The 16,615-nt window shown below is 67.8% G+C and carries 16 protein-coding genes; 9 read left to right on the top strand and 7 right to left on the bottom strand.

All coding sequences use genetic code 11. From position 1 onward, the window contains the following. The first annotated feature begins 139 nt into the window (after window positions 1–139). Both ACQ66H_RS00940 and ACQ66H_RS00935 read left to right on the top strand, forming a co-directional pair. The gene (locus tag ACQ66H_RS00940) at window positions 140–805 is read left to right on the top strand and encodes a PEP-CTERM sorting domain-containing protein (RefSeq protein WP_430432429.1); all 666 of its coding nucleotides are present in this window, start codon (window positions 140–142) and stop codon (window positions 803–805) included. A 160-nt stretch (window positions 806–965) separates the two neighbouring features. Then, complete coding sequence (locus tag ACQ66H_RS00935) at window positions 966–3,218, top strand: Orn/Lys/Arg decarboxylase N-terminal domain-containing protein (RefSeq protein WP_430432428.1); 2,253 nt, start codon at window positions 966–968, stop codon at window positions 3,216–3,218. Between the two features lie 18 nt (window positions 3,219–3,236). Here ACQ66H_RS00935 and ACQ66H_RS00930 read toward each other — a convergent pair whose 3' ends face one another. Together ACQ66H_RS00930 and ACQ66H_RS00925 are read right to left on the bottom strand one after the other, a co-directional pair. Beyond that, window positions 3,237–3,740, bottom strand: a complete 504-nt coding sequence (locus ACQ66H_RS00930; protein WP_430432427.1) for a dihydrofolate reductase — start codon at window positions 3,738–3,740, stop codon at window positions 3,237–3,239. Continuing rightward, on the bottom strand, window positions 3,737–4,531 hold the full coding sequence (locus tag ACQ66H_RS00925) for a thymidylate synthase (protein ID WP_430432426.1): 795 nt from the start codon (window positions 4,529–4,531) through the stop codon (window positions 3,737–3,739). Before ACQ66H_RS00925 ends, ACQ66H_RS00930 begins: the two co-directional genes overlap by 4 nt. A gap of 156 nt (window positions 4,532–4,687) precedes the next feature. On the opposite strand from ACQ66H_RS00925, the gene ACQ66H_RS00920 reads away from it, so the two are divergent. Further along, window positions 4,688–6,157 carry a hypothetical protein gene (locus ACQ66H_RS00920; RefSeq protein ID WP_430432425.1) on the top strand — a complete coding sequence of 490 codons (1,470 nt, stop codon included), beginning with the start codon at window positions 4,688–4,690 and terminating at the stop codon, window positions 6,155–6,157. Here the strand turns inward: ACQ66H_RS00920 and ACQ66H_RS00915 are convergent. Both ACQ66H_RS00915 and ACQ66H_RS00910 read right to left on the bottom strand, forming a co-directional pair. Beyond that, window positions 6,141–6,752: a YqiA/YcfP family alpha/beta fold hydrolase gene (locus tag ACQ66H_RS00915; protein WP_430432424.1), complete on the bottom strand. Its 612-nt coding sequence runs from the start codon at window positions 6,750–6,752 to the stop codon at window positions 6,141–6,143. The two genes, ACQ66H_RS00920 and ACQ66H_RS00915, sit on opposite strands and share 17 nt — an antisense overlap. Further along, complete coding sequence (locus ACQ66H_RS00910) at window positions 6,752–7,573, bottom strand: undecaprenyl-diphosphate phosphatase (protein WP_430432423.1); 822 nt, start codon at window positions 7,571–7,573, stop codon at window positions 6,752–6,754. The genes ACQ66H_RS00915 and ACQ66H_RS00910 overlap by 1 nt, the downstream gene beginning before the upstream one ends. 206 nt (window positions 7,574–7,779) lie before the next feature. Between ACQ66H_RS00910 and ACQ66H_RS00905 the strand changes: the two genes are divergently transcribed. The 3 genes from ACQ66H_RS00905 to mtgA are packed head-to-tail and all read left to right on the top strand — an operon-like array spanning window position 7,780 to window position 10,201. Continuing rightward, window positions 7,780–8,655 carry an energy transducer TonB gene (locus tag ACQ66H_RS00905; RefSeq protein WP_430435581.1) on the top strand — a complete coding sequence of 292 codons (876 nt, stop codon included), beginning with the start codon at window positions 7,780–7,782 and terminating at the stop codon, window positions 8,653–8,655. Between the two features lie 6 nt (window positions 8,656–8,661). After that, window positions 8,662–9,495, top strand: a complete 834-nt coding sequence (aroE, locus tag ACQ66H_RS00900) for a shikimate dehydrogenase (RefSeq protein WP_430432422.1) — start codon at window positions 8,662–8,664, stop codon at window positions 9,493–9,495. A gap of 13 nt (window positions 9,496–9,508) precedes the next feature. Then, window positions 9,509–10,201, top strand: a complete 693-nt coding sequence (mtgA, locus tag ACQ66H_RS00895; protein ID WP_430432421.1) for a monofunctional biosynthetic peptidoglycan transglycosylase — start codon at window positions 9,509–9,511, stop codon at window positions 10,199–10,201. Window positions 10,202–10,208: 7 nt separating this feature from the next. Here the strand turns inward: mtgA and ACQ66H_RS00890 are convergent, their stop codons facing one another. After that, complete coding sequence (locus tag ACQ66H_RS00890) at window positions 10,209–11,219, bottom strand: serine/threonine protein kinase (protein WP_430432420.1); 1,011 nt, start codon at window positions 11,217–11,219, stop codon at window positions 10,209–10,211. A 63-nt stretch (window positions 11,220–11,282) separates the two neighbouring features. Between ACQ66H_RS00890 and queE the strand changes: the two genes are divergently transcribed. Genes queE through ACQ66H_RS00875 form a run of 3 tightly spaced genes read left to right on the top strand, consistent with a single transcriptional unit; the run spans window position 11,283 to window position 14,419 of the window. Continuing rightward, window positions 11,283–11,912: a 7-carboxy-7-deazaguanine synthase gene (gene queE / locus ACQ66H_RS00885; protein ID WP_430432419.1), complete on the top strand. Its 630-nt coding sequence runs from the start codon at window positions 11,283–11,285 to the stop codon at window positions 11,910–11,912. Between the two features lie 59 nt (window positions 11,913–11,971). Continuing rightward, window positions 11,972–12,337 carry a 6-pyruvoyl trahydropterin synthase family protein gene (locus ACQ66H_RS00880; RefSeq protein WP_020162926.1) on the top strand — a complete coding sequence of 122 codons (366 nt, stop codon included), beginning with the start codon at window positions 11,972–11,974 and terminating at the stop codon, window positions 12,335–12,337. A gap of 27 nt (window positions 12,338–12,364) precedes the next feature. Beyond that, window positions 12,365–14,419, top strand: a complete 2,055-nt coding sequence (locus ACQ66H_RS00875) for a transglycosylase domain-containing protein (protein WP_430432418.1) — start codon at window positions 12,365–12,367, stop codon at window positions 14,417–14,419. Here ACQ66H_RS00875 and ACQ66H_RS00870 read toward each other — a convergent pair. After that, a complete protein-coding gene (locus tag ACQ66H_RS00870) occupies window positions 14,364–15,650 on the bottom strand; it encodes a dihydroorotase (RefSeq protein ID WP_430432417.1) in 1,287 nt (428 codons plus the stop codon). The genes ACQ66H_RS00875 and ACQ66H_RS00870 overlap by 56 nt on opposite strands. Further along, the gene (locus tag ACQ66H_RS00865) at window positions 15,647–16,615 is read right to left on the bottom strand and encodes an aspartate carbamoyltransferase catalytic subunit (RefSeq protein WP_430432416.1); all 969 of its coding nucleotides are present in this window, start codon (window positions 16,613–16,615) and stop codon (window positions 15,647–15,649) included. The genes ACQ66H_RS00870 and ACQ66H_RS00865 overlap by 4 nt, the downstream gene beginning before the upstream one ends.

Below are 16,615 nucleotides of genomic sequence, written 5' to 3'. Positions count from 1 at the left end.
CCTGCGCTTTCAAGGGCTTGTGTGCAGAGCAGCAAAGAGCGTCCGCCGGGGGCCGGCGAAAGCGTGACTTTATGAACGGTCGTGCACCTCGCCCCTGCCTACACTCCGCCTCACTTTCAGATTTCAGGCGGAGATTCACATGTTCAAGAGCATTCTCGTGGCGTCGGGCATCGCGCTGGCGTCCTTCGGCGCAGCCGCAGTCGAGTCGAACCAGATCGACGGGCTCTACAACACCGGCGCTGGCCTGGCCTCCGGCAAGATCGACACCCACTACACCTTCGAAGCGATCAGCGGCACCGCTGTCGGTACCGATGGCCACGGCGTGACCACCCGTCAGACCGGCCTGAACTCGATGTTCTACGCCTGGCTGGACAATACGGCGGACTCGAAGTGGCTGACGCCGACCATCAACGCCCGTCAGAGCTACGATCCGACCGAGCCGGGCCTGTACAAGTGGTCGATCTCCTTCGACCTGACCGGCCTGGACATCACCTCCGCCTGGATCACCGGTCGCTGGGCGGCCGACAACAACGGCTACATCCAGCTGAACGGCACGACGATTTCGAGCGGCTCGGCCCTCGATTCCTGGACGTCGTTCTCGGCCACCGCCGGCTTCCTGTCCGGCGTGAATACGCTGGACTTCTTCGTCAGCAACGTTGCGCAGAAGGTCGGCAACGCCACCGGCGTGCGTGTCGAGTTCCTCGACAGCTACGCGGTCGCGGCCGTGCCGGAACCGGAGTCGTGGGCGCTCATCGTCGCCGGTCTGGCGGTGGTCGGTGCAATCTCGCGTCGCCGCCTCGGCTGACCGCGTTTTACACCCTGTTTCACCCTGCGGGGCCGCCTTGTGCGGCCCCGATTGTTTTGCCATCTCGAACTGATACCATCGCGCGCTTCAAGCCTGCAGTCCTGCTGCAGTCCGGGGGCGCCGAGTCGGGTGCCCTCTTTTACTTTGAAGGTTGGGTGCCATGCGCTTCGAGTTTCCGATCATCATCATCGACGAGGACTTCCGCTCGGAAAACGCCTCCGGTCTGGGCATACGCGCACTGGCCGAAGCGATCGAGAAGGAAGGTCCGGGCGTGCTGGGCGTCACCAGCTACGGTGATCTGACTTCGTTCGCGCAGCAGCAGAGCCGGGCCTCGACCTTCATCCTGTCGATCGACGACGAGGAATTCGGCAGCGGCAGCGAAGCCGAGATCGAGGCGGTGCTGACCAATCTGCGCGATTTCGTCGCCGAAATCCGCCGCCGCAACGCCGACATCCCGATCTTCCTGTACGGCGAGACGCGCACCACGCGCCACATCCCGAACGACATCCTGCGCGAGCTGCACGGCTTCATCCACATGTTCGAGGACACGCCGGAGTTCGTCGCCCGCTACATCGTGCGCGAGGCGCGCGCCTACCTCGATTCGCTGCCGCCGCCCTTCTTCCGTGCGCTGGTGCATTACGCGCAGGACGGTTCCTACTCGTGGCACTGCCCCGGCCACTCCGGCGGCGTGGCCTTCCTGAAGAGCCCGGTCGGCCGCATGTTCCACCAGTTCTTCGGCGAGAACATGCTGCGCGCCGACGTCTGCAACGCGGTCGAGGAACTGGGCCAACTGCTCGACCACACCGGCCCGGTGGCGGCGTCTGAGCGCAACGCGGCGCGCATCTTCCATTCCGACCATCTGTACTTCGTCACCAATGGCACGTCAACGTCGAACAAGATGGTGTGGCATTCGACCGTGGCGCCGGGCGACATCGTCGTGGTGGACCGCAACTGCCACAAGTCCATCCTGCACTCGATCATCATGACCGGCGCCATTCCGGTCTTCCTGACGCCGACCCGCAACCACTACGGCATCATCGGTCCGATCCCGCAGTCCGAGTTCAGCCCCGACGTGATCCGCGCCAAGATCGAAGCCAACCCGTTCGCGCGCGAGGCGGTAAACAAGAAGCCGCGCATCCTGACCATCACGCAATCGACCTACGACGGCGTGCTGTACAACGTCGAGGCGATCAAGGATGTGCTGGATGGCGAGATCGACACGCTGCACTTCGACGAAGCCTGGCTGCCGCACGCCGCCTTCCACGACTTCTACGGCGACTACCACGCGATCGGCGAAGGCCGGCCGCGCTGCAAGGAGTCGATGATTTTCTCGACCCAGTCAACGCACAAGCTGCTGGCCGGCCTGTCGCAGGCGTCGCAGATCCTGGTGCAGGACTCGCAGACGCGCTCGCTCGACCGCGACGTGTTCAACGAGGCCTACCTGATGCACACCTCGACCAGCCCGCAGTACGCCATCATCGCCTCGTGCGACGTGGCGGCGGCGATGATGGAACCGCCGGGCGGCACGGCCCTGGTCGAGGAATCGCTGGCCGAGGCGGTCGAGTTCCGTCGCGCGATGCGCAAGGTGGATGCGGAATTCGGCGCCGACTGGTGGTTCAAGGTGTGGGGCCCCGACCATCTGGCTGACGAGGGCCTGGGTACGCGCGAGGACTGGACGCTGCGCGCCGGCGAACGCTGGCACGGCTTCGGCGATCTGGCCGACGGCTTCAACATGCTGGACCCGATCAAGGCAACGGTGATCACCCCGGGCCTGGACGTCGATGGCGACTTCGCCGACTGGGGCATCCCGGCCGGCATCCTGACGCGCTACCTGTCCGAGCACGGCATCATCGTCGAGAAGACCGGCCTGTACAGCTTCTTCATCATGTTCACCATCGGCATCACCAAGGGCCGCTGGAACACCATGGTGACCGAGCTGCAGCAGTTCAAGGACGACTACGACAACAACCAGCCGCTGTGGCGCGTAATGCCCGAGTTCGTCGCCGCCCACCCGCGCTACGAGCGGGTCGGCCTGCGCGACCTGTGCGTGCGCATCCACGAGATGTACAAGAAGCACGACATCGCGCGCCTGACCACGGAAATGTATCTGTCGCCGATGGAACCGGCGATGAAGCCGGCCGACGCCTGGGCGCGCATGGCCCACCGCGAGATCGACCGCGTGGCCATCGACGAACTGGAAGGCCGCATCACCAGCGTGCTGCTGACGCCCTATCCGCCGGGCATCCCGCTGCTGATTCCGGGTGAGCGCTTCAACCGCACCATCGTCAATTACCTGCGCTTCGCGCGTGAGTTCAACCGCGCCTTCCCCGGCTTCGAAACCGACATCCACGGTCTGGTCGGCACCGGCGAGGGCGAAGCGCTGGATTACGCGGTCAACTGCGTGCGCGACTGAAGACGATCGGCAACGCGCCTAGCGCGGCTGCGCCGCGCGGCGCGCGTAATCGACGAAGGCGTAGCGCAGGCCGGCGGCGCTGACCGCCTCTTCGCGTGCCGTTTCCTGCCAGGCGCTGCGATCGTAGTCGGGGAAGCGCGTGTCGCCGTCGAAGGCGTCGGCGATTTCGGTCAGCAGCAGGCGATCGACCCGCGGCAGCGCGAGCGCGTACAGCTGCGCGCCGCCGATCACGAAAGCTTCGTCGCCGCCCTCCACCGTTGCCGCCAGTTCGACCGCCGCATCGAGCGACGGCACCACCCGCGCGCCAGCGATGTCCAGCCCGTCCTGCCGGCTTACCACGATGCTGGTGCGGCCGGGCAGCGGCCGGCCCAGCGAGTCCCAGGTCTTGCGCCCCATGATGATGGGGTGGCCCATGGTCAGCGCGCGGAAGCGCTTCAGGTCTTCCGGCAGGTGCCAGGGCATGCCGTTGTCGCGGCCTATCATGCCGTTGGCGGCCAGTGCGGCGATCAGCGACAGCTTCATACGGCCACCGGCGCCGGGATGTGCGGCCAAGGATCGTAGCCATCGAGCCGGAAATCTTCCGGGCGGAAGGCGAACAGATCGCTTACTTCGGGGTTGATCCACATCGTCGGCAGCGGCCGCGGCGTGCGCGAAAGCTGCAGCTGCGCCTGTTCAAGGTGGTTCGAATAGAGGTGGGCGTCGCCCAGCGTATGGACGAATTCGCCCGGCTGCAGGCCGCACACCTGCGCCACCATCATCGTCAGCAGCGCGTAACTGGCGATATTGAAAGGCACTCCGAGAAATATGTCTGCGCTGCGCTGGTACAGCTGGCAGGACAATCGTCCGTCCGCAACGTAGAACTGGAACAGTGCGTGGCAGGGCGGCAGCTTCATCGACGGTATTTCCGCCGGGTTCCATGCACTGACGATGTGCCGGCGCGAATCCGGGTTGTTGCGCAGGCCGGCCAGCAGTTCGCTGATCTGGTCGATGTGGCGGCCGTCCGGCGTCGGCCAGCTGCGCCACTGGGCGCCGTAGACCGGGCCGAGGTCGCCGTTTTCGTCGGCCCATTCGTCCCAGATGCTGACGCCGTGTTCTTTCAGCCAGGCGATATTGGTGTCGCCGCGCAGGAACCACAGCAGTTCGACGATGATGGAACGCAGGTGCAGTTTCTTGGTGGTCAGCACCGGAAAGCCCTGCGCGAGGTCGAACCGCATCTGCCAGCCGAACACCGAACGGGTGCCGGTGCCGGTGCGGTCGGTCTTGACCGTGCCGTGTTCCAGCACGTGTCGCATGAGATCGAGATATTGCTGCATGGCAAAGTTTGCGCAGTCGCGTTACGCTACAGGGTCGGGATTCTAGACCAGTACGGTCTGGCCGCCCGCGACGCGGCGGCAGCGGATCGCCGCGCGGCACAAAACATTCATACAGGTGTCAGTCAGGGACAGCCCTGAGTGGCGGAGGTGGCAGGTATGTTCGGCGTGTTCTCTTCATCCCCGGCAAGCGTGCTCGGCAATCCGGCCGAGCTTCGTCGCGTGCTGGCCGAAATCGCCGCCGCCCAGCCGGATCTGGCCATCAACGAACTGACCGGCTGGGTCGAATCGGTCGGCGATGCCACCAATATCGACCTGGCGCACCACGTCAATCTGCTCTATCAGTTCGATTCCAGCGCCCAGCCTCATCTGCGCAAGCTCGACCAGATCTACGCCGACGACCCTGAAGGCAAGGACGTGGTGTGGCGCACCGGCCGCGACTTCTGGTCCATCCTGTCGTCAGCCTACGAAGTGGCGCTCGATCGCTACATTTCCGACCCGACGCACGCGTCGGTGCTGAGCGGCCTGTCGCGGCTCGCTTCGCGCACGGTGCGCGCCTGCCGCCAGCGCTTCAAGTGGGACGTCTATCACAACGGTCCGGTCGATGCCGGACTGTGGCAGGTGGCCGGCCAGGCCTATCTGCTGGCACAGGCCTCCGGCGCCGAGGCGCGCGAGGTGGTCAATGCGGCCGACGAAGTGCCGACCTCGGTCGAGCGCGAATACCTGCGACTCATCGCGCTGCACGTGGCCGCGCCCGAAGGTCTGGTACCGGACAGCGTCCGTCTGGCCGAACAGCTGACCGGCTATTTCGCCGCGCGCTACTCGATGTCGCCGTCCATCGAACGGGGCAGCACGCACTGGCTCGACGCCAACCAGCCGGCACCGCCGCTGCGTCTGGTGCGCGCGCCGCAGCAGGTTGACGGCATCCGCTTCTTCTCCGGCATCGCCGCCGCCGACGCGGCGCTGGCACTTGCCCGTCGCGTCGAGGGCGGCGATCTGCCGGACGCGCTCAGTCTCGATGACATGCCGGAGCGCGACCAGTTGGCCAAGCTGCTGCGCCATCTGGCGATGAACTGGGCGCTCGATCCGCCGACCCGCCAGTACCGTCGGCATTCGCTCGGCGGCGCGCTGGCGGTGGCCAACGGCATCAAGCACCTGCACCACGTGCTGCGCGGCGCGCGTGACGAGGCGGTGATCTACCGGTGGGAAATGTCGGACGCCAGCCTCGGCGACATCGGCGCCACCGCGCCCACCGCCAGCGCCGAGTGGGTGCGCGTCGGTTCGCTGGTCGGCATGCAGCCCTCGGGTGGCGACAACTGGCTGGTCGGTGTCGTGCGCCGCTACCTGCGCGGGCGCGATGCGCGCGGCACGGTAGGCATCGAAACGCTGTCGACGACCGCACGCCCGCTCGAAGTGTTCTCGGAAAGACAGAGTGGCGAAGCCGTGGCGCTTGATGATCCGGTCAGCGGCGCGGTGGTGCGCCTGGCCATCAACGGCACCGGTTATTCGGCCGAATACCCGCTGCACGCGTCGATCAATGGCCGCCATGTGCGGCTCGACCCGGTCGAACTGATCGAGCGCGGCACCAACTTCGACCTCGCCCGCTTCCGCGTCAGCGACTTCCGCTGACCCCGCTGCTGCCCGGCTCGGGCAGCAGGAAGTCGGTGAGGCGCGGCAGTTCCGTCGCGAAACTCTGCAGGCTGTGATCGCCGCCAGCGTGAACAATCATGTTGGCGCCGCGCAGCTTGAGCACCGCCTGCCACCAGTCCAGCACCTCGTCGCCGGTTTCCAGCAGCAGCAGATAGCGTTCCGGTCGCGTCACCTCGGCCACGTCGAGCGCGCGCAGTTCATCGACGTGACGCTGTTCGAAACGGAAGCGGTCGCCGGTATACATATGCGTGTGCTCGCCGACGTAGTCGCCGAGCGACAGTGGCGCCACCACGGCAGGATTGATCAGCGCGGCGCGCAGGCCGTACTTCTCGGCCAGGTGCAGCGCGTAGAAGCCGCCCAGCGACGAGCCGGCCAGCGCCACCTCGGTGCCGGCGTCGAGCGCCGGCCGCAGCACCGCTTCGATCAGCGCGATCGCGTCCTGCGGCCCCGGTGGAAGCTGCTCGCACCACAGATCGTCCGCCCGCCCTTGTCGGGCCAGGTGGGCGCGCAACTGTTGCGCCTTGACCGACTGCGGTCCGGAGCGGAAGCCGTGGAAGTAGAGCAGTTTCTGCATCAGTGATCGGCCCAGTCCACCCAGCCGAACCAGGCGCTCGCCAGCACGAACAGGCCGAATACGATGCGGTACCAGGCGAACAGCTCGAAGGTATGGCTGGAAATGTAGCGCAGCAGCCAGCGCACGCTGAAGAAGGCGGCGAGGAAGGAGGACACGAAGCCGGCCGCGAACACCGGCAGGTCCTCGACGCGCAGCAGCGCCCAGTTCTTGTACACGTCGTAAGCCGTCGCCGCGATCATGGTCGGGATGGCGAGGAAGAAGCTGAATTCGGTGGCGGCGCGGCGCGACAGACCGAACACCAGGCCGCCCATGATGGTCGCTCCGGAGCGCGACACACCGGGAAACATCGCGATGGCCTGCGCAAAACCCACCTTCAGCGCAGCCCGCCAGTCGAGGTCGTCGGTGGTTTCGTAGCGCGGCGTGTGATTGCGCCGCTCGATCACCAGGATGATGACGCCGCCGACGATCAGCGCGCCGGCCACGGTGAGCGGGTTGAACAGATAGGTCTTGATGATGCCGTGGAACAGGAAGCCCAGCACGGCGGCCGGCAGGAAGGCGACCAGCACGTGCAGCACGAAGCGGTTGGCGGCCGGTTCGCGCCCCAGACCGGCGGTCACGTCGATCAGCTTGCGCCGGTACTCCCAGCAGATCGCCAGGATGGCGGCGAGCTGGATGACGATCTTGAACACCCGGCTGGTTTCGTCGGTGTAGCCGAGCAGGCTGCCGGCGATGATGAGGTGGCCGGTACTCGAAATCGGCAGGAATTCGGTGAGCCCTTCGAGTATGCCGAGGATGACGGCCTTGATCAGCAGCAGATCCATGAAGTTGCAGTGCAGCGAAACAGGTCAGGCGCCCGAGTATAGGCGACGTCGATGACGGCTCCGGTCCGCCTTCGGCGCAGATTCGCGCGCGGGCGGCGGTATTTCACCGCCCACCTGTAAAATCCCGCGCCATGTCGAAGAAAAGCGCTGCCGTCCGTTCCCGCACCCATGCTGCCGCTGCTTCCGCACCATCGGGCGCCAGCGCCGTGGTGTCGGCGGCACCGGCTGGCGTTCCGCCGCTGGCCCTGGGCATCGCGCTGTCCATCCTGATCCATGCCTTCGTGCTGGCAATCAACTTCGCGCCCGACCTGAAGCCGAAGCAGAAGGCGAAGGACCAGCCGCTCGAAGTGGTGCTGGTCAATGCGCGCAGCAAGCAGAAACCGATCGATCCGAAGGCGCTGGCGCAGGCCAACCTCGACGGCGGCGGCAACACCGACCAGGACCGTCGTGCGAAGACGCCGCTGCCGGCCAGCCGGCGCGACAAGGCCGGCGACCAGCTGGTCGAGACGCAGCGCCGTGTGCAGGAGATGGAAGCGCAGCAGCAGAAGCTGCTGGCCGAACTGCAGGCGAAGACCGAACTGCGTCCGGAAGAACGGCGGCTGGAGCAGCCCGACCCGTCGCCACAGCCGCTGCAGGCCCTGAGCGGCGCCGACCTCGCCGCAAGGGCAATGGCGATGGCACGGATGGAGGCGGAGATCGCGCGCGACGTGGACGACTACAACAAGCGTCCGCGCAAGAAATTCGTCGGCGCGCGCACGCAGGAATACCGCTTCGCGCAGTACATCGAGGACTGGCGGCAGAAGGTCGAACGCATCGGCAACCTGAACTATCCGCCGGCGGCGCGCGGCAAGCTCTACGGCAATCTGACGCTGACGGTGGAAATCCGTGCCGACGGCGAAATCGAGAAGATCGACCTGAACCGCTCGTCCGGCCAGAAGGTGCTCGACGACGCCGCCATCCGCATCGTGCGCATGGCCGCCCCCTACGCCGCCTTCCCGCCGGACATCCGGCGCGAATACGAAATCCTGTCCATCACCCGCACCTGGAGCTTCACCCAGGGCGACCAGCTCGAATCACGCTGACACCCCATGACCGACCGCTACGCCGTCATCGGCAACCCGATCGCACACAGCAAGTCGCCGGCCATCCACGCCGCCTTTGCCGCGCAGACCGCGCAGGACCTGAGCTACGAGGCGCTGCTGGCACCGCTCGACGGCTTCGCCGACGCGGTTGCCGCGTTCCGGGCGAGCGGCGGGTGCGGCATGAACATCACCGTGCCGTTCAAGGAAGAGGCCTGGCGTCTGGCCGACCGCCTGACCGAGCGGGCGCGGCTGGCCGGCGCGGTGAATACCTTCGTGTTCGGCGACGACGTGCTGGGCGACAACACCGACGGCGCCGGGCTGGTCGGCGACCTCGAAACGCTGGGCTGCCGGCTGTCCGGCGCACGCGTGCTGCTGCTGGGCGCCGGCGGCGCGGCGCGCGGCGTTATCCTGCCCTTGCTCGACGCCGGCGTCGCCCGGCTGTTCATCGCCAACCGCACGGCCGACAAGGCGCGCGCGCTGCAGGCGCAGTTCGCCAGCCACGACGGGCGTGGCGCGCTCCGCGCCGGCGGCTGGGCGGACGCCGCCGACGCGCCCTACGACGTGGTGATCAACGCCACCAGCGCCAGCCTCAGCGACGAGGCGCCGCCGCTGCCTGCCGGCCTGTACGCGCCGGACAGCCTGGCTTACGACATGGTCTACGGCCGTGGCCTCACCGCATATCTGAAGCAGGCGCGGGCGCAGGGCGCGGCACGGCTGGCTGACGGTCTGGGCATGCTGGTCGAACAGGCCGCCGAGGCCTTCACGCTGTGGCGTGGCGTGCGTCCGGACACTGCCGCCGTGCGCGCGACGCTGCGCGCCGCGCTGCCGCCGCTGGCCTGAAACGGAGCCTCCGATGCGTTCTTTGCTGCGCACGCTGAAGTGGCTGCTCGCCGGTGCCGTGGTGCTGGTGCTCGCCTATCAGGTGTGGGTGTTCGCCCATCTGTTGTGGTGGACGCAGTTCAATCCGTCGCAGACCCGCTTCATGTCGCTGCGCCTCGATGAAATGCGCGAGCGCAAGCCGGACGCGCAGCTGCGCCACCAGTGGGTGCCGTACGAGCGCATCTCGGTACACCTGAAGCGCGCCGTCATCGCCGCCGAGGACGACGCTTTCGTCGATCACGAGGGCTTCGACTGGGAGGGCATCCAGAAGGCGATGGAAAAGAACCGCAAGAAGGGCCGCGCGGTGGCCGGCGGCTCGACCATCAGTCAGCAGCTGGCGAAGAATCTCTTCCTCAGCCCCAGCCGCAGCTATGTGCGCAAGGCCCAGGAGGCCGCGATCACCTTCATGATGGAAGCGGTGATGGACAAGCGGCGCATTCTGGAAATCTATCTGAACGTGGTCGAATGGGGCGACGGCGTGTTCGGCGCCGAGGCGGCGGCGCAGCGCTACTACCGCATCCCGGCGGCGAAGCTGGGCCCTGAACAGGCGGCACGGCTGGCCGTCATGCTGCCCAACCCGCGCAAGTACGAAAAGACCTTCGGCCCGCGGCTGGCCGCGCACGCGGCGCGCATCGCCGGGCGCATGCATTACTCGCAGGTGCCTTGAGGCCCGCTCAGCGCATGCCGGGCACCAGCCACAGCGGCGCTTCGTCCATCACCGCGATCTGTTCGCGCAGTTCGAGAATGCGCGCCTCCCAGTAGCGCGGCGTGTCGAACCACGGGAAGGCCACCGGGAAGGCCGGATCCTGCCAGCGGCGGGCGATCCAGCCGCTGTGGTGAATCAGGCGCAGCGTACGCAGCGCTTCGATCAGGTGCAGCTCGCGCAGATCGAAGTCGCAGAATTCTTCGTAGCCGGCCAGCACGTCGCCCAGCTGGCGCGCGCGGTCGGCGCGGTCGCCCGACAGCAGCATCCACAGATCCTGGATGGCCGGCGCCATCCGGCTGTCGTCGAAATCGACGAAGTGCGGCCCCTGGCCATCGACCCACAGCATGTTGCCGACGTGGCAGTCGCCGTGCGTGCGGATGCGTTTCACCTCGCCGGCGCGCTCGAACGCGGCGCGCACGCCGTCGAGCGCCTGCGCGACCACGCCGCGATACACCTTCTCCAGTTCCGGCGGCACGAAGCCGCCATCGAGCACATAGGCGGCCGGTTCGTCGCCGAAACTGGCAATGTCCAGCGTAGGCCGGTGCAGATAAGGTTTCACAGCGCCGAGCGCGTGAATGCGGCCCATGAAACGGCCTATCCACTCCAGCGTGTCGCTGCGGTCCAGTTCGGGCGCACGGCCGCCACGACGCGGGAACACCGCGAAACGGTAGCCGGCGTGGCAGGCCAGCGTGCCGCCGCCGGGCAGGTCGAGTGGCGCAACGACCGGAATCTCGTGCTCGGCCAGTTCGCGGCAGAAGGCGTGTTCCTCGGCGATCGCATCGTCGCTCCAGCGCGCCGGCCGGTAGAACTTGGCGATCACCGGCGGACCGTCGTCCACGCCGACCTGATAGACGCGGTTCTCGAAGCTGTTCAGCGCCAGCAGGCGACCATCGACCACGAAACCGGCCGCTTCGAGTGCGTCGAGCACGGTGTCCGGGTTCAGATCGGCGTAAGGCTGCTGGGTGGTGGCGTCGGTCATCAGGTGGAAAAATCCTTCAAACGCGATACCCTAGCGTGTTTTTCGCCATTACTGGCATCTGTCGTGGCTTATCAGGTCAAGGAAATCTTCTACACGCTGCAGGGCGAGGGCCTGAACGCCGGTCGCGCCGCCGTGTTCTGCCGCTTCGCCGGCTGCAACCTGTGGAGCGGCCGCGAACAGGATCGCGCCACCGCGCAGTGCCGCTTCTGCGACACCGATTTCGTCGGCACCGACGGCACGCTGGGCGGCCGCTACGAAGCCGACGCACTGGCCGACATCATCGCCGCGAGCTGGACCGGCGCCGGCGGCGCACGCTTCGTCGTGCTGACCGGTGGCGAACCGCTGCTGCAGGTCGATGCCGCGCTGATCGACGCGCTGCACTCGCGCGGCTTCGAAATCGCCGTCGAAACCAATGGCACGATGGAAGCGCCGGCCGGACTGGACTGGGTGTGCGTCAGCCCGAAAGCCGGCAACGTGGTGGTGCAGCGCCGCGGTCAGGAACTGAAAGTGGTCGTGCCGCAGGACGGCCTCGATCTCGCCGCGATGGAAGACTGGGATTTCGAGCACTTCCTGGTGCAGCCGATGGACAATGCGGCTGCGGCCGACAACGCCCGCTGGGCGATCGAATGGTGCATGCAGCACCCGCGCTGGAGGCTCAGCTTCCAGACGCACAAGGCGGTCGGCATACGCTGACCGTCGCTGACCCAGGGCAGCGCCGCATTCCGCGAGCTGCCCTTTTTGGACGTATCGAGATGGTTGTTGAACTGAGCCAGCGCTTCTTCTTCGAAGCTGCCCACACCCTGCGCCGCAAAGTGGAAACCGAATCCAGCCTGCGCATCCACGGCCACACCTATCACGCCGAGGTGACGCTGCGCGGCGAGCCGGACCCGGCCAGCGGCATGCTGCTGGATCTGGCGGTGTTCCGTGCCGCACTGGCCGAAGTCCGCGAGAAACTGGACCACCGCTTCCTCGACGAGGTCGAGGGCATCGGCCCCGCCACGCTGGAGAACCTCTGTCACTACCTGTGGCGACAGCTCGCTCCGCAGCTGCCTCAGCTGGCACGCGTGACGGTCGAGCGCCAGGCCTCGGGCGACAAATGCACGCTGAGTGCGTGCTGAACTGACGCGCGCGTGCATCGTCGGCCGATGAACGCGAGCACGGGCCAGCGCGCACGCCGTGCGCTGGCCTGTCTCGTACTGCTCGGCCCCCCCGCAGCCCAGGCTCAGGCCCCCTCGTTCGACACCGTCCGCGACAGCTGGCGCTCGTCGGAAGCGCGCCTGCTCGACCGCTACGGCCAGCCGCTGGCCGAGGTGCGCGTCGATTTCGACGAGCGTCGGCTCGACTGGGTCGGCGCGCGCACGCTGTCGCCGCCACTGGTGCGCGCGCTGCTGATCGCCGAGGACAAGCGCTTTCTCGAACATTCGGGCGTCAACTGGACGGCGCTCGCCGGCGCCACCTGGGACAACCTCTGGCGCACGCTGGAAGGCCGCCGTCCGCGCGGCGCATCGACGCTGACCATGCAGCTGGCCGGCCTGATCGATCCGGCGCTGCGCCTGCAGGGCACGCGCCGCAGCGTCGGCCAGAAATGGGACCAGGCCGCCGCCGCGCGCGAAATCGAGCGCCGCTGGAACAAGGCGCAGATCCTCGAAGCCTATTTCAACCTCGCGCCCTTCCGCGGCGAACTGCGCGGCATTTCAGCCGCGACCCGCGGCCTGTTCGGCAAGGATCCGGACGCCGTCGATGCACGCGAGGCGCTGCTGCTGGCGGCGCTGCTGCGCGGCCCGAACGCGCCGGCCGAACGAGTCGCGCAGCGTGCCTGCGCGGTGGCGCTGAAGCTCAAACCGGCGCCCGCCTGCGCCGAACTGCGGGCCCTCGCCAATCAGGTGCTCACTCAGCGCTACCGGCTGGAGCCGCGCTGGACCGAAGCACAGCCGCTGGCCCGCCGCCTGCTGCGCGAGCCGGGCGAACAGCGCGCCACGACGCTCGACGCACGGCTGCAGCGGCGCACGCTGGACGCGCTCGGTCGCGAGCGCGCCGACGTCACTGTCGTCGTGCTGGACAACGCGAGCGGGGAAGCACTGGTGTGGGCCGGCGGTCCGGACGACACCGACGCGGCGGTGCGCCGGCTCCCGGCCGGCAGCACGCTGCACGCGTTCGCATACGGACTGGCATTGGACCAGCGCTGGATCAGCGCGGCGTCGGTCTTCGACGACAGCCCGAACTTCGTCACCCGGGCGCTGCCCCCTGGCCTGCAGGGCAGTGGCCAGCCGCTCAGCACGCGTGCGGCGCTGACGCAGGCGGCCGAAATTCCGGCACTGCGCGTACGCGCGCTGATCGGCGACGACACGCTGACCGCCGCGCTGCGCGCGCACGGCATCGACGCCTCGGCGACCAACGGCAGCCGTGCCAGCCTGCCCGAGATGGCCAACGCCTTCCGCACGCTCGCCAACGACGGCGTATGGACGCCGTGGGCGCTGGAGGCGGCGCAATGGCGCGGCGTGGATCGCAGCGGCAAGCGACTGTGGGCATCGCCGGTGGCGTGGCTGGTCGGCGACCTGCTGTCCACGCGCACGACGCCGGACGCACATGACTGGCACGCCGTCATGCACGGGCGCTCGAGCGACCGCGCGACGCACTGGTCGGTCGGCTGGACGCGCCGCTACACGATCGCGTTGCGCGCGGCACGTCCGGTGGCGGCCACCTGGCTTTCGGTCGCCGCCGCCATCGACCCCATTCCGGCCGAAGCGGCGCCGCCGCCACCTGGGCTCGAAGGCGTGCGCCTGCGTTTCGAACCGGAAATCGAAGCCGAACGGGAGGAGTATTTCCTGCCCGGCACGCAGCAGGCCTTCGCCGACGCCACCGTGCGCGACCTGTTCGGCCGGCCGCGCATCGTGCAGCCGACGACAGGCGTGAAGCTGGTGAGCGCCGGCCTGCCGGCCGGGCGCCAGGCCATGCTGCTGGAGGCGCGGCCGGGCTGGCCGGGCCTGCAGTGGGTGATCAATGACGAGCGCCTGCCGGCGATCGAGGGGCGCGCGCTGTGGAGTCCGCGCCCCGGCCGTTACCGGCTGGCGCTGGAGGATGCGCACGGACTGCAGCTGCAGTCGGTCGAATTCGAGGTGCGGCTCGACGCCGCACCCGAAGCCTTCAATGGCGGACCGGCGCCTCGTACACCACCTGGCCCGACACCAGCGTCGCGCTGACGCGACCGGGCAGTTCGCGGCCCAGATAGGGCGTGTTCTTGCCCTGGCTGCGCAGCGATTCGCGGCTGATGCGCACCGGCGCCTCCGGATCGAAGATGCACACGTCGGCCGCACCGCCCACCCGCAGATGGCCGGCATTCAGGCCGAGCACGCGGGCGGCGTCGGCCGTGATGCGCGCCAGCGCAACCTTGAGCGGCAGGCGCATTTCGCGCGCCCAGGCCAGCGTCAGCGGCAGCAGCAGTTCGAGGCCGGTGGTGCCCGGCTCGGCTTCGGCGAACGGCACCTGCTTGGCGTCATCGTCAACCGGCGTGTGGTCCGAACACAGCGCGTCGATGCGGCCGTCGGCCAGCGCGGCGCGCAGCGCCTCGCGGTCGAACTGTGCGCGCAGCGGCGGCACGGTGCGGCACTGCGGATCGAAATAGCCGATGTTGACATCGCACAGATGCAGTGCGTGGATGGCCACATCGCAGCTCACCTGCATGCCGTCCAGTCGCGCCTGGTCGATCAGCATCAGGCCGGCGCGACTGGAAATGCGCGCCAGATGCAGCTTGCATCCGGTAGCGCGCGCCAGCTGCAGCATCTGGCCGATGGCCAGCGTTTCCGCCAGCACCGGAATGCCGGTCAGGCCCAGCCGCGCCGCCACCTCGCCTTCGTGCGCCACGCCGCCGGCCGCCAGATGCATGTCGGTCGGCTGCAGCCACACGGTGTAGCCGAAGGTGGCCGCGTACTGCATCGCGCGGAACAGCACCTGCGTGTCGGCCACCGGAACGTTGGCCTGCGAGAAGGCGATACAGCCGGCATCGTGCAGTTCGCCCATTTCGGTCAGCCGCTCGCCCTTCAGGCCGGCGGTCAGCGCGCCGTGCGGGTAGACGTGGGCGAGATTCAGCATGCGCGCGCGGTGCTTCAGCATTTCGACCAGGCCGGGTTCGTCGAGCACCGGATCGGTATCCGGCGGGCAGGCCAGACTGGTAACGCCACCGGCCACCGCGGCCGCGACTTCCGACTCCAGCGTCGCACGGTATTCGAGGCCGGGCTCGCGCAGCCGCGCGCAGAGGTCGATCAGGCCCGGCGCGACGACCAGGCCGCTGGCGTCGATGACGCGGTTGGCGTGAAAGCCGTCGGGCGCCGTTCCTAGCGCGACCACCTTGCCGGCGGCGATGTACACATCGGTCGGTGCGTCGATGTCTTGCGCCGGATCGATCAGCCGGCCGCCCTTGATGTGGATCTTCATGCGTTCCCTCCGGCCAGCATGGCCATCACTGCCATGCGCACCGCGATGCCGAAAGTGACCTGCGGCAGGATGACCGCCTGGCGGCCGTCGGCCACCGCCGAGTCGATCTCGACGCCGCGGTTCATCGGCCCCGGGTGCAGCACGATGGCATCGGGCTTGGCCACGGCGAGCTTGTCCTCGGTCAGGCCGAAGAACTTGAAATACTCCTGTGCGCTGGGCAGCAACGAACCCTGCATGCGTTCGTTCTGCAGGCGCAGCATCATCACCACGTTGACGCCGCGCAGACCTTCGCGCATGTCGTTGTAGACACGACAGCCGAGGCGCTCGATGTCGTGCGGCAGCAGCGTCTTCGGCGCAATCGCGCGCAGATCGGGCACGCCCAGCGTGGTCAGCGCGTGGATCTGGCTGCGCGCCACGCGCGAATGCAGGATGTCGCCGACGATGGCCACCGACAGCTGCGTGAAGTCGCGCTTGTAGTGGCGGATCGTGTACATGTCGAGCAGCCCCTGCGTCGGGTGCGCGTGGCGCCCGTCGCCGGCATTGACGACGTGGATGTGGTCGCGCCCGGTCGCTTCGAGGTGCTGCGCGATCAGGTAGGGCGCGCCGCTGGAGGCGTGGCGCACGACGAACATGTCGGCCTGCATCGCCGCCAGGTTGTCCACCGTGTCGAGCAGGGTTTCGCCCTTGTTGGTCGAGCTGGTCGCGATGTTCAGGTTGATCACGTCGGCCGACAGGCGCTTGGCGGCGATTTCGAAGGTGGTGCGCGTGCGCGTGCTGTTTTCGAAGAACAGGTTGAACACGCTCTTGCCGCGCAGCAGCGGCACCTTCTTCACCTCGCGCTCGGCGACACCGGCGAAGGGCTCGGCGGTGTCGAGGATGCGCGTGATCACATCGCGCGGCAGGCCCTCGGTGGTAAGCAGGTGCTGCAGCTCGCCGTGCCTGTTCAGTTGTGGATTGCGGGCCAT

The sequence above is a fragment of the Methyloversatilis sp. genome, assembly GCF_965284615.1.
Classification (GTDB): Bacteria; Pseudomonadota; Gammaproteobacteria; order Burkholderiales; family Rhodocyclaceae; genus Methyloversatilis.
The sequence above is the reverse complement of the archived record's forward strand: the minus strand, read 5'-3'. Positions and strand labels throughout refer to the sequence as shown.

Excerpts from the sequence above, each read along its gene's own strand:
- ACQ66H_RS00940 (WP_430432429.1), top strand. The coding sequence starts at position 140 with ATGTTCAAGAGCATTCTCGTGGCGTCGGGCATCGCGCTGGCGTCCTTC.
- ACQ66H_RS00935 (WP_430432428.1), top strand. The coding sequence starts at position 966 with ATGCGCTTCGAGTTTCCGATCATCATCATCGACGAGGACTTCCGCTCG.
- ACQ66H_RS00930 (WP_430432427.1), bottom strand. The coding sequence starts at position 3,740 with ATGAAGCTGTCGCTGATCGCCGCACTGGCCGCCAACGGCATGATAGGC.
- ACQ66H_RS00925 (WP_430432426.1), bottom strand. The coding sequence starts at position 4,531 with ATGCAGCAATATCTCGATCTCATGCGACACGTGCTGGAACACGGCACG.
- ACQ66H_RS00920 (WP_430432425.1), top strand. The coding sequence starts at position 4,688 with ATGTTCGGCGTGTTCTCTTCATCCCCGGCAAGCGTGCTCGGCAATCCG.
- ACQ66H_RS00915 (WP_430432424.1), bottom strand. The coding sequence starts at position 6,752 with ATGCAGAAACTGCTCTACTTCCACGGCTTCCGCTCCGGACCGCAGTCG.
- ACQ66H_RS00910 (WP_430432423.1), bottom strand. The coding sequence starts at position 7,573 with ATGGATCTGCTGCTGATCAAGGCCGTCATCCTCGGCATACTCGAAGGG.
- aroE (WP_430432422.1), top strand. The coding sequence starts at position 8,662 with ATGACCGACCGCTACGCCGTCATCGGCAACCCGATCGCACACAGCAAG.
- mtgA (WP_430432421.1), top strand. The coding sequence starts at position 9,509 with ATGCGTTCTTTGCTGCGCACGCTGAAGTGGCTGCTCGCCGGTGCCGTG.
- ACQ66H_RS00890 (WP_430432420.1), bottom strand. The coding sequence starts at position 11,219 with ATGACCGACGCCACCACCCAGCAGCCTTACGCCGATCTGAACCCGGAC.
- ACQ66H_RS00880 (WP_020162926.1), top strand. The coding sequence starts at position 11,972 with ATGGTTGTTGAACTGAGCCAGCGCTTCTTCTTCGAAGCTGCCCACACC.
- ACQ66H_RS00875 (WP_430432418.1), top strand. The coding sequence starts at position 12,365 with ATGAACGCGAGCACGGGCCAGCGCGCACGCCGTGCGCTGGCCTGTCTC.
- ACQ66H_RS00870 (WP_430432417.1), bottom strand. The coding sequence starts at position 15,650 with ATGAAGATCCACATCAAGGGCGGCCGGCTGATCGATCCGGCGCAAGAC.
- ACQ66H_RS00865 (WP_430432416.1), bottom strand. The coding sequence starts at position 16,615 with ATGGCCCGCAATCCACAACTGAACAGGCACGGCGAGCTGCAGCACCTG.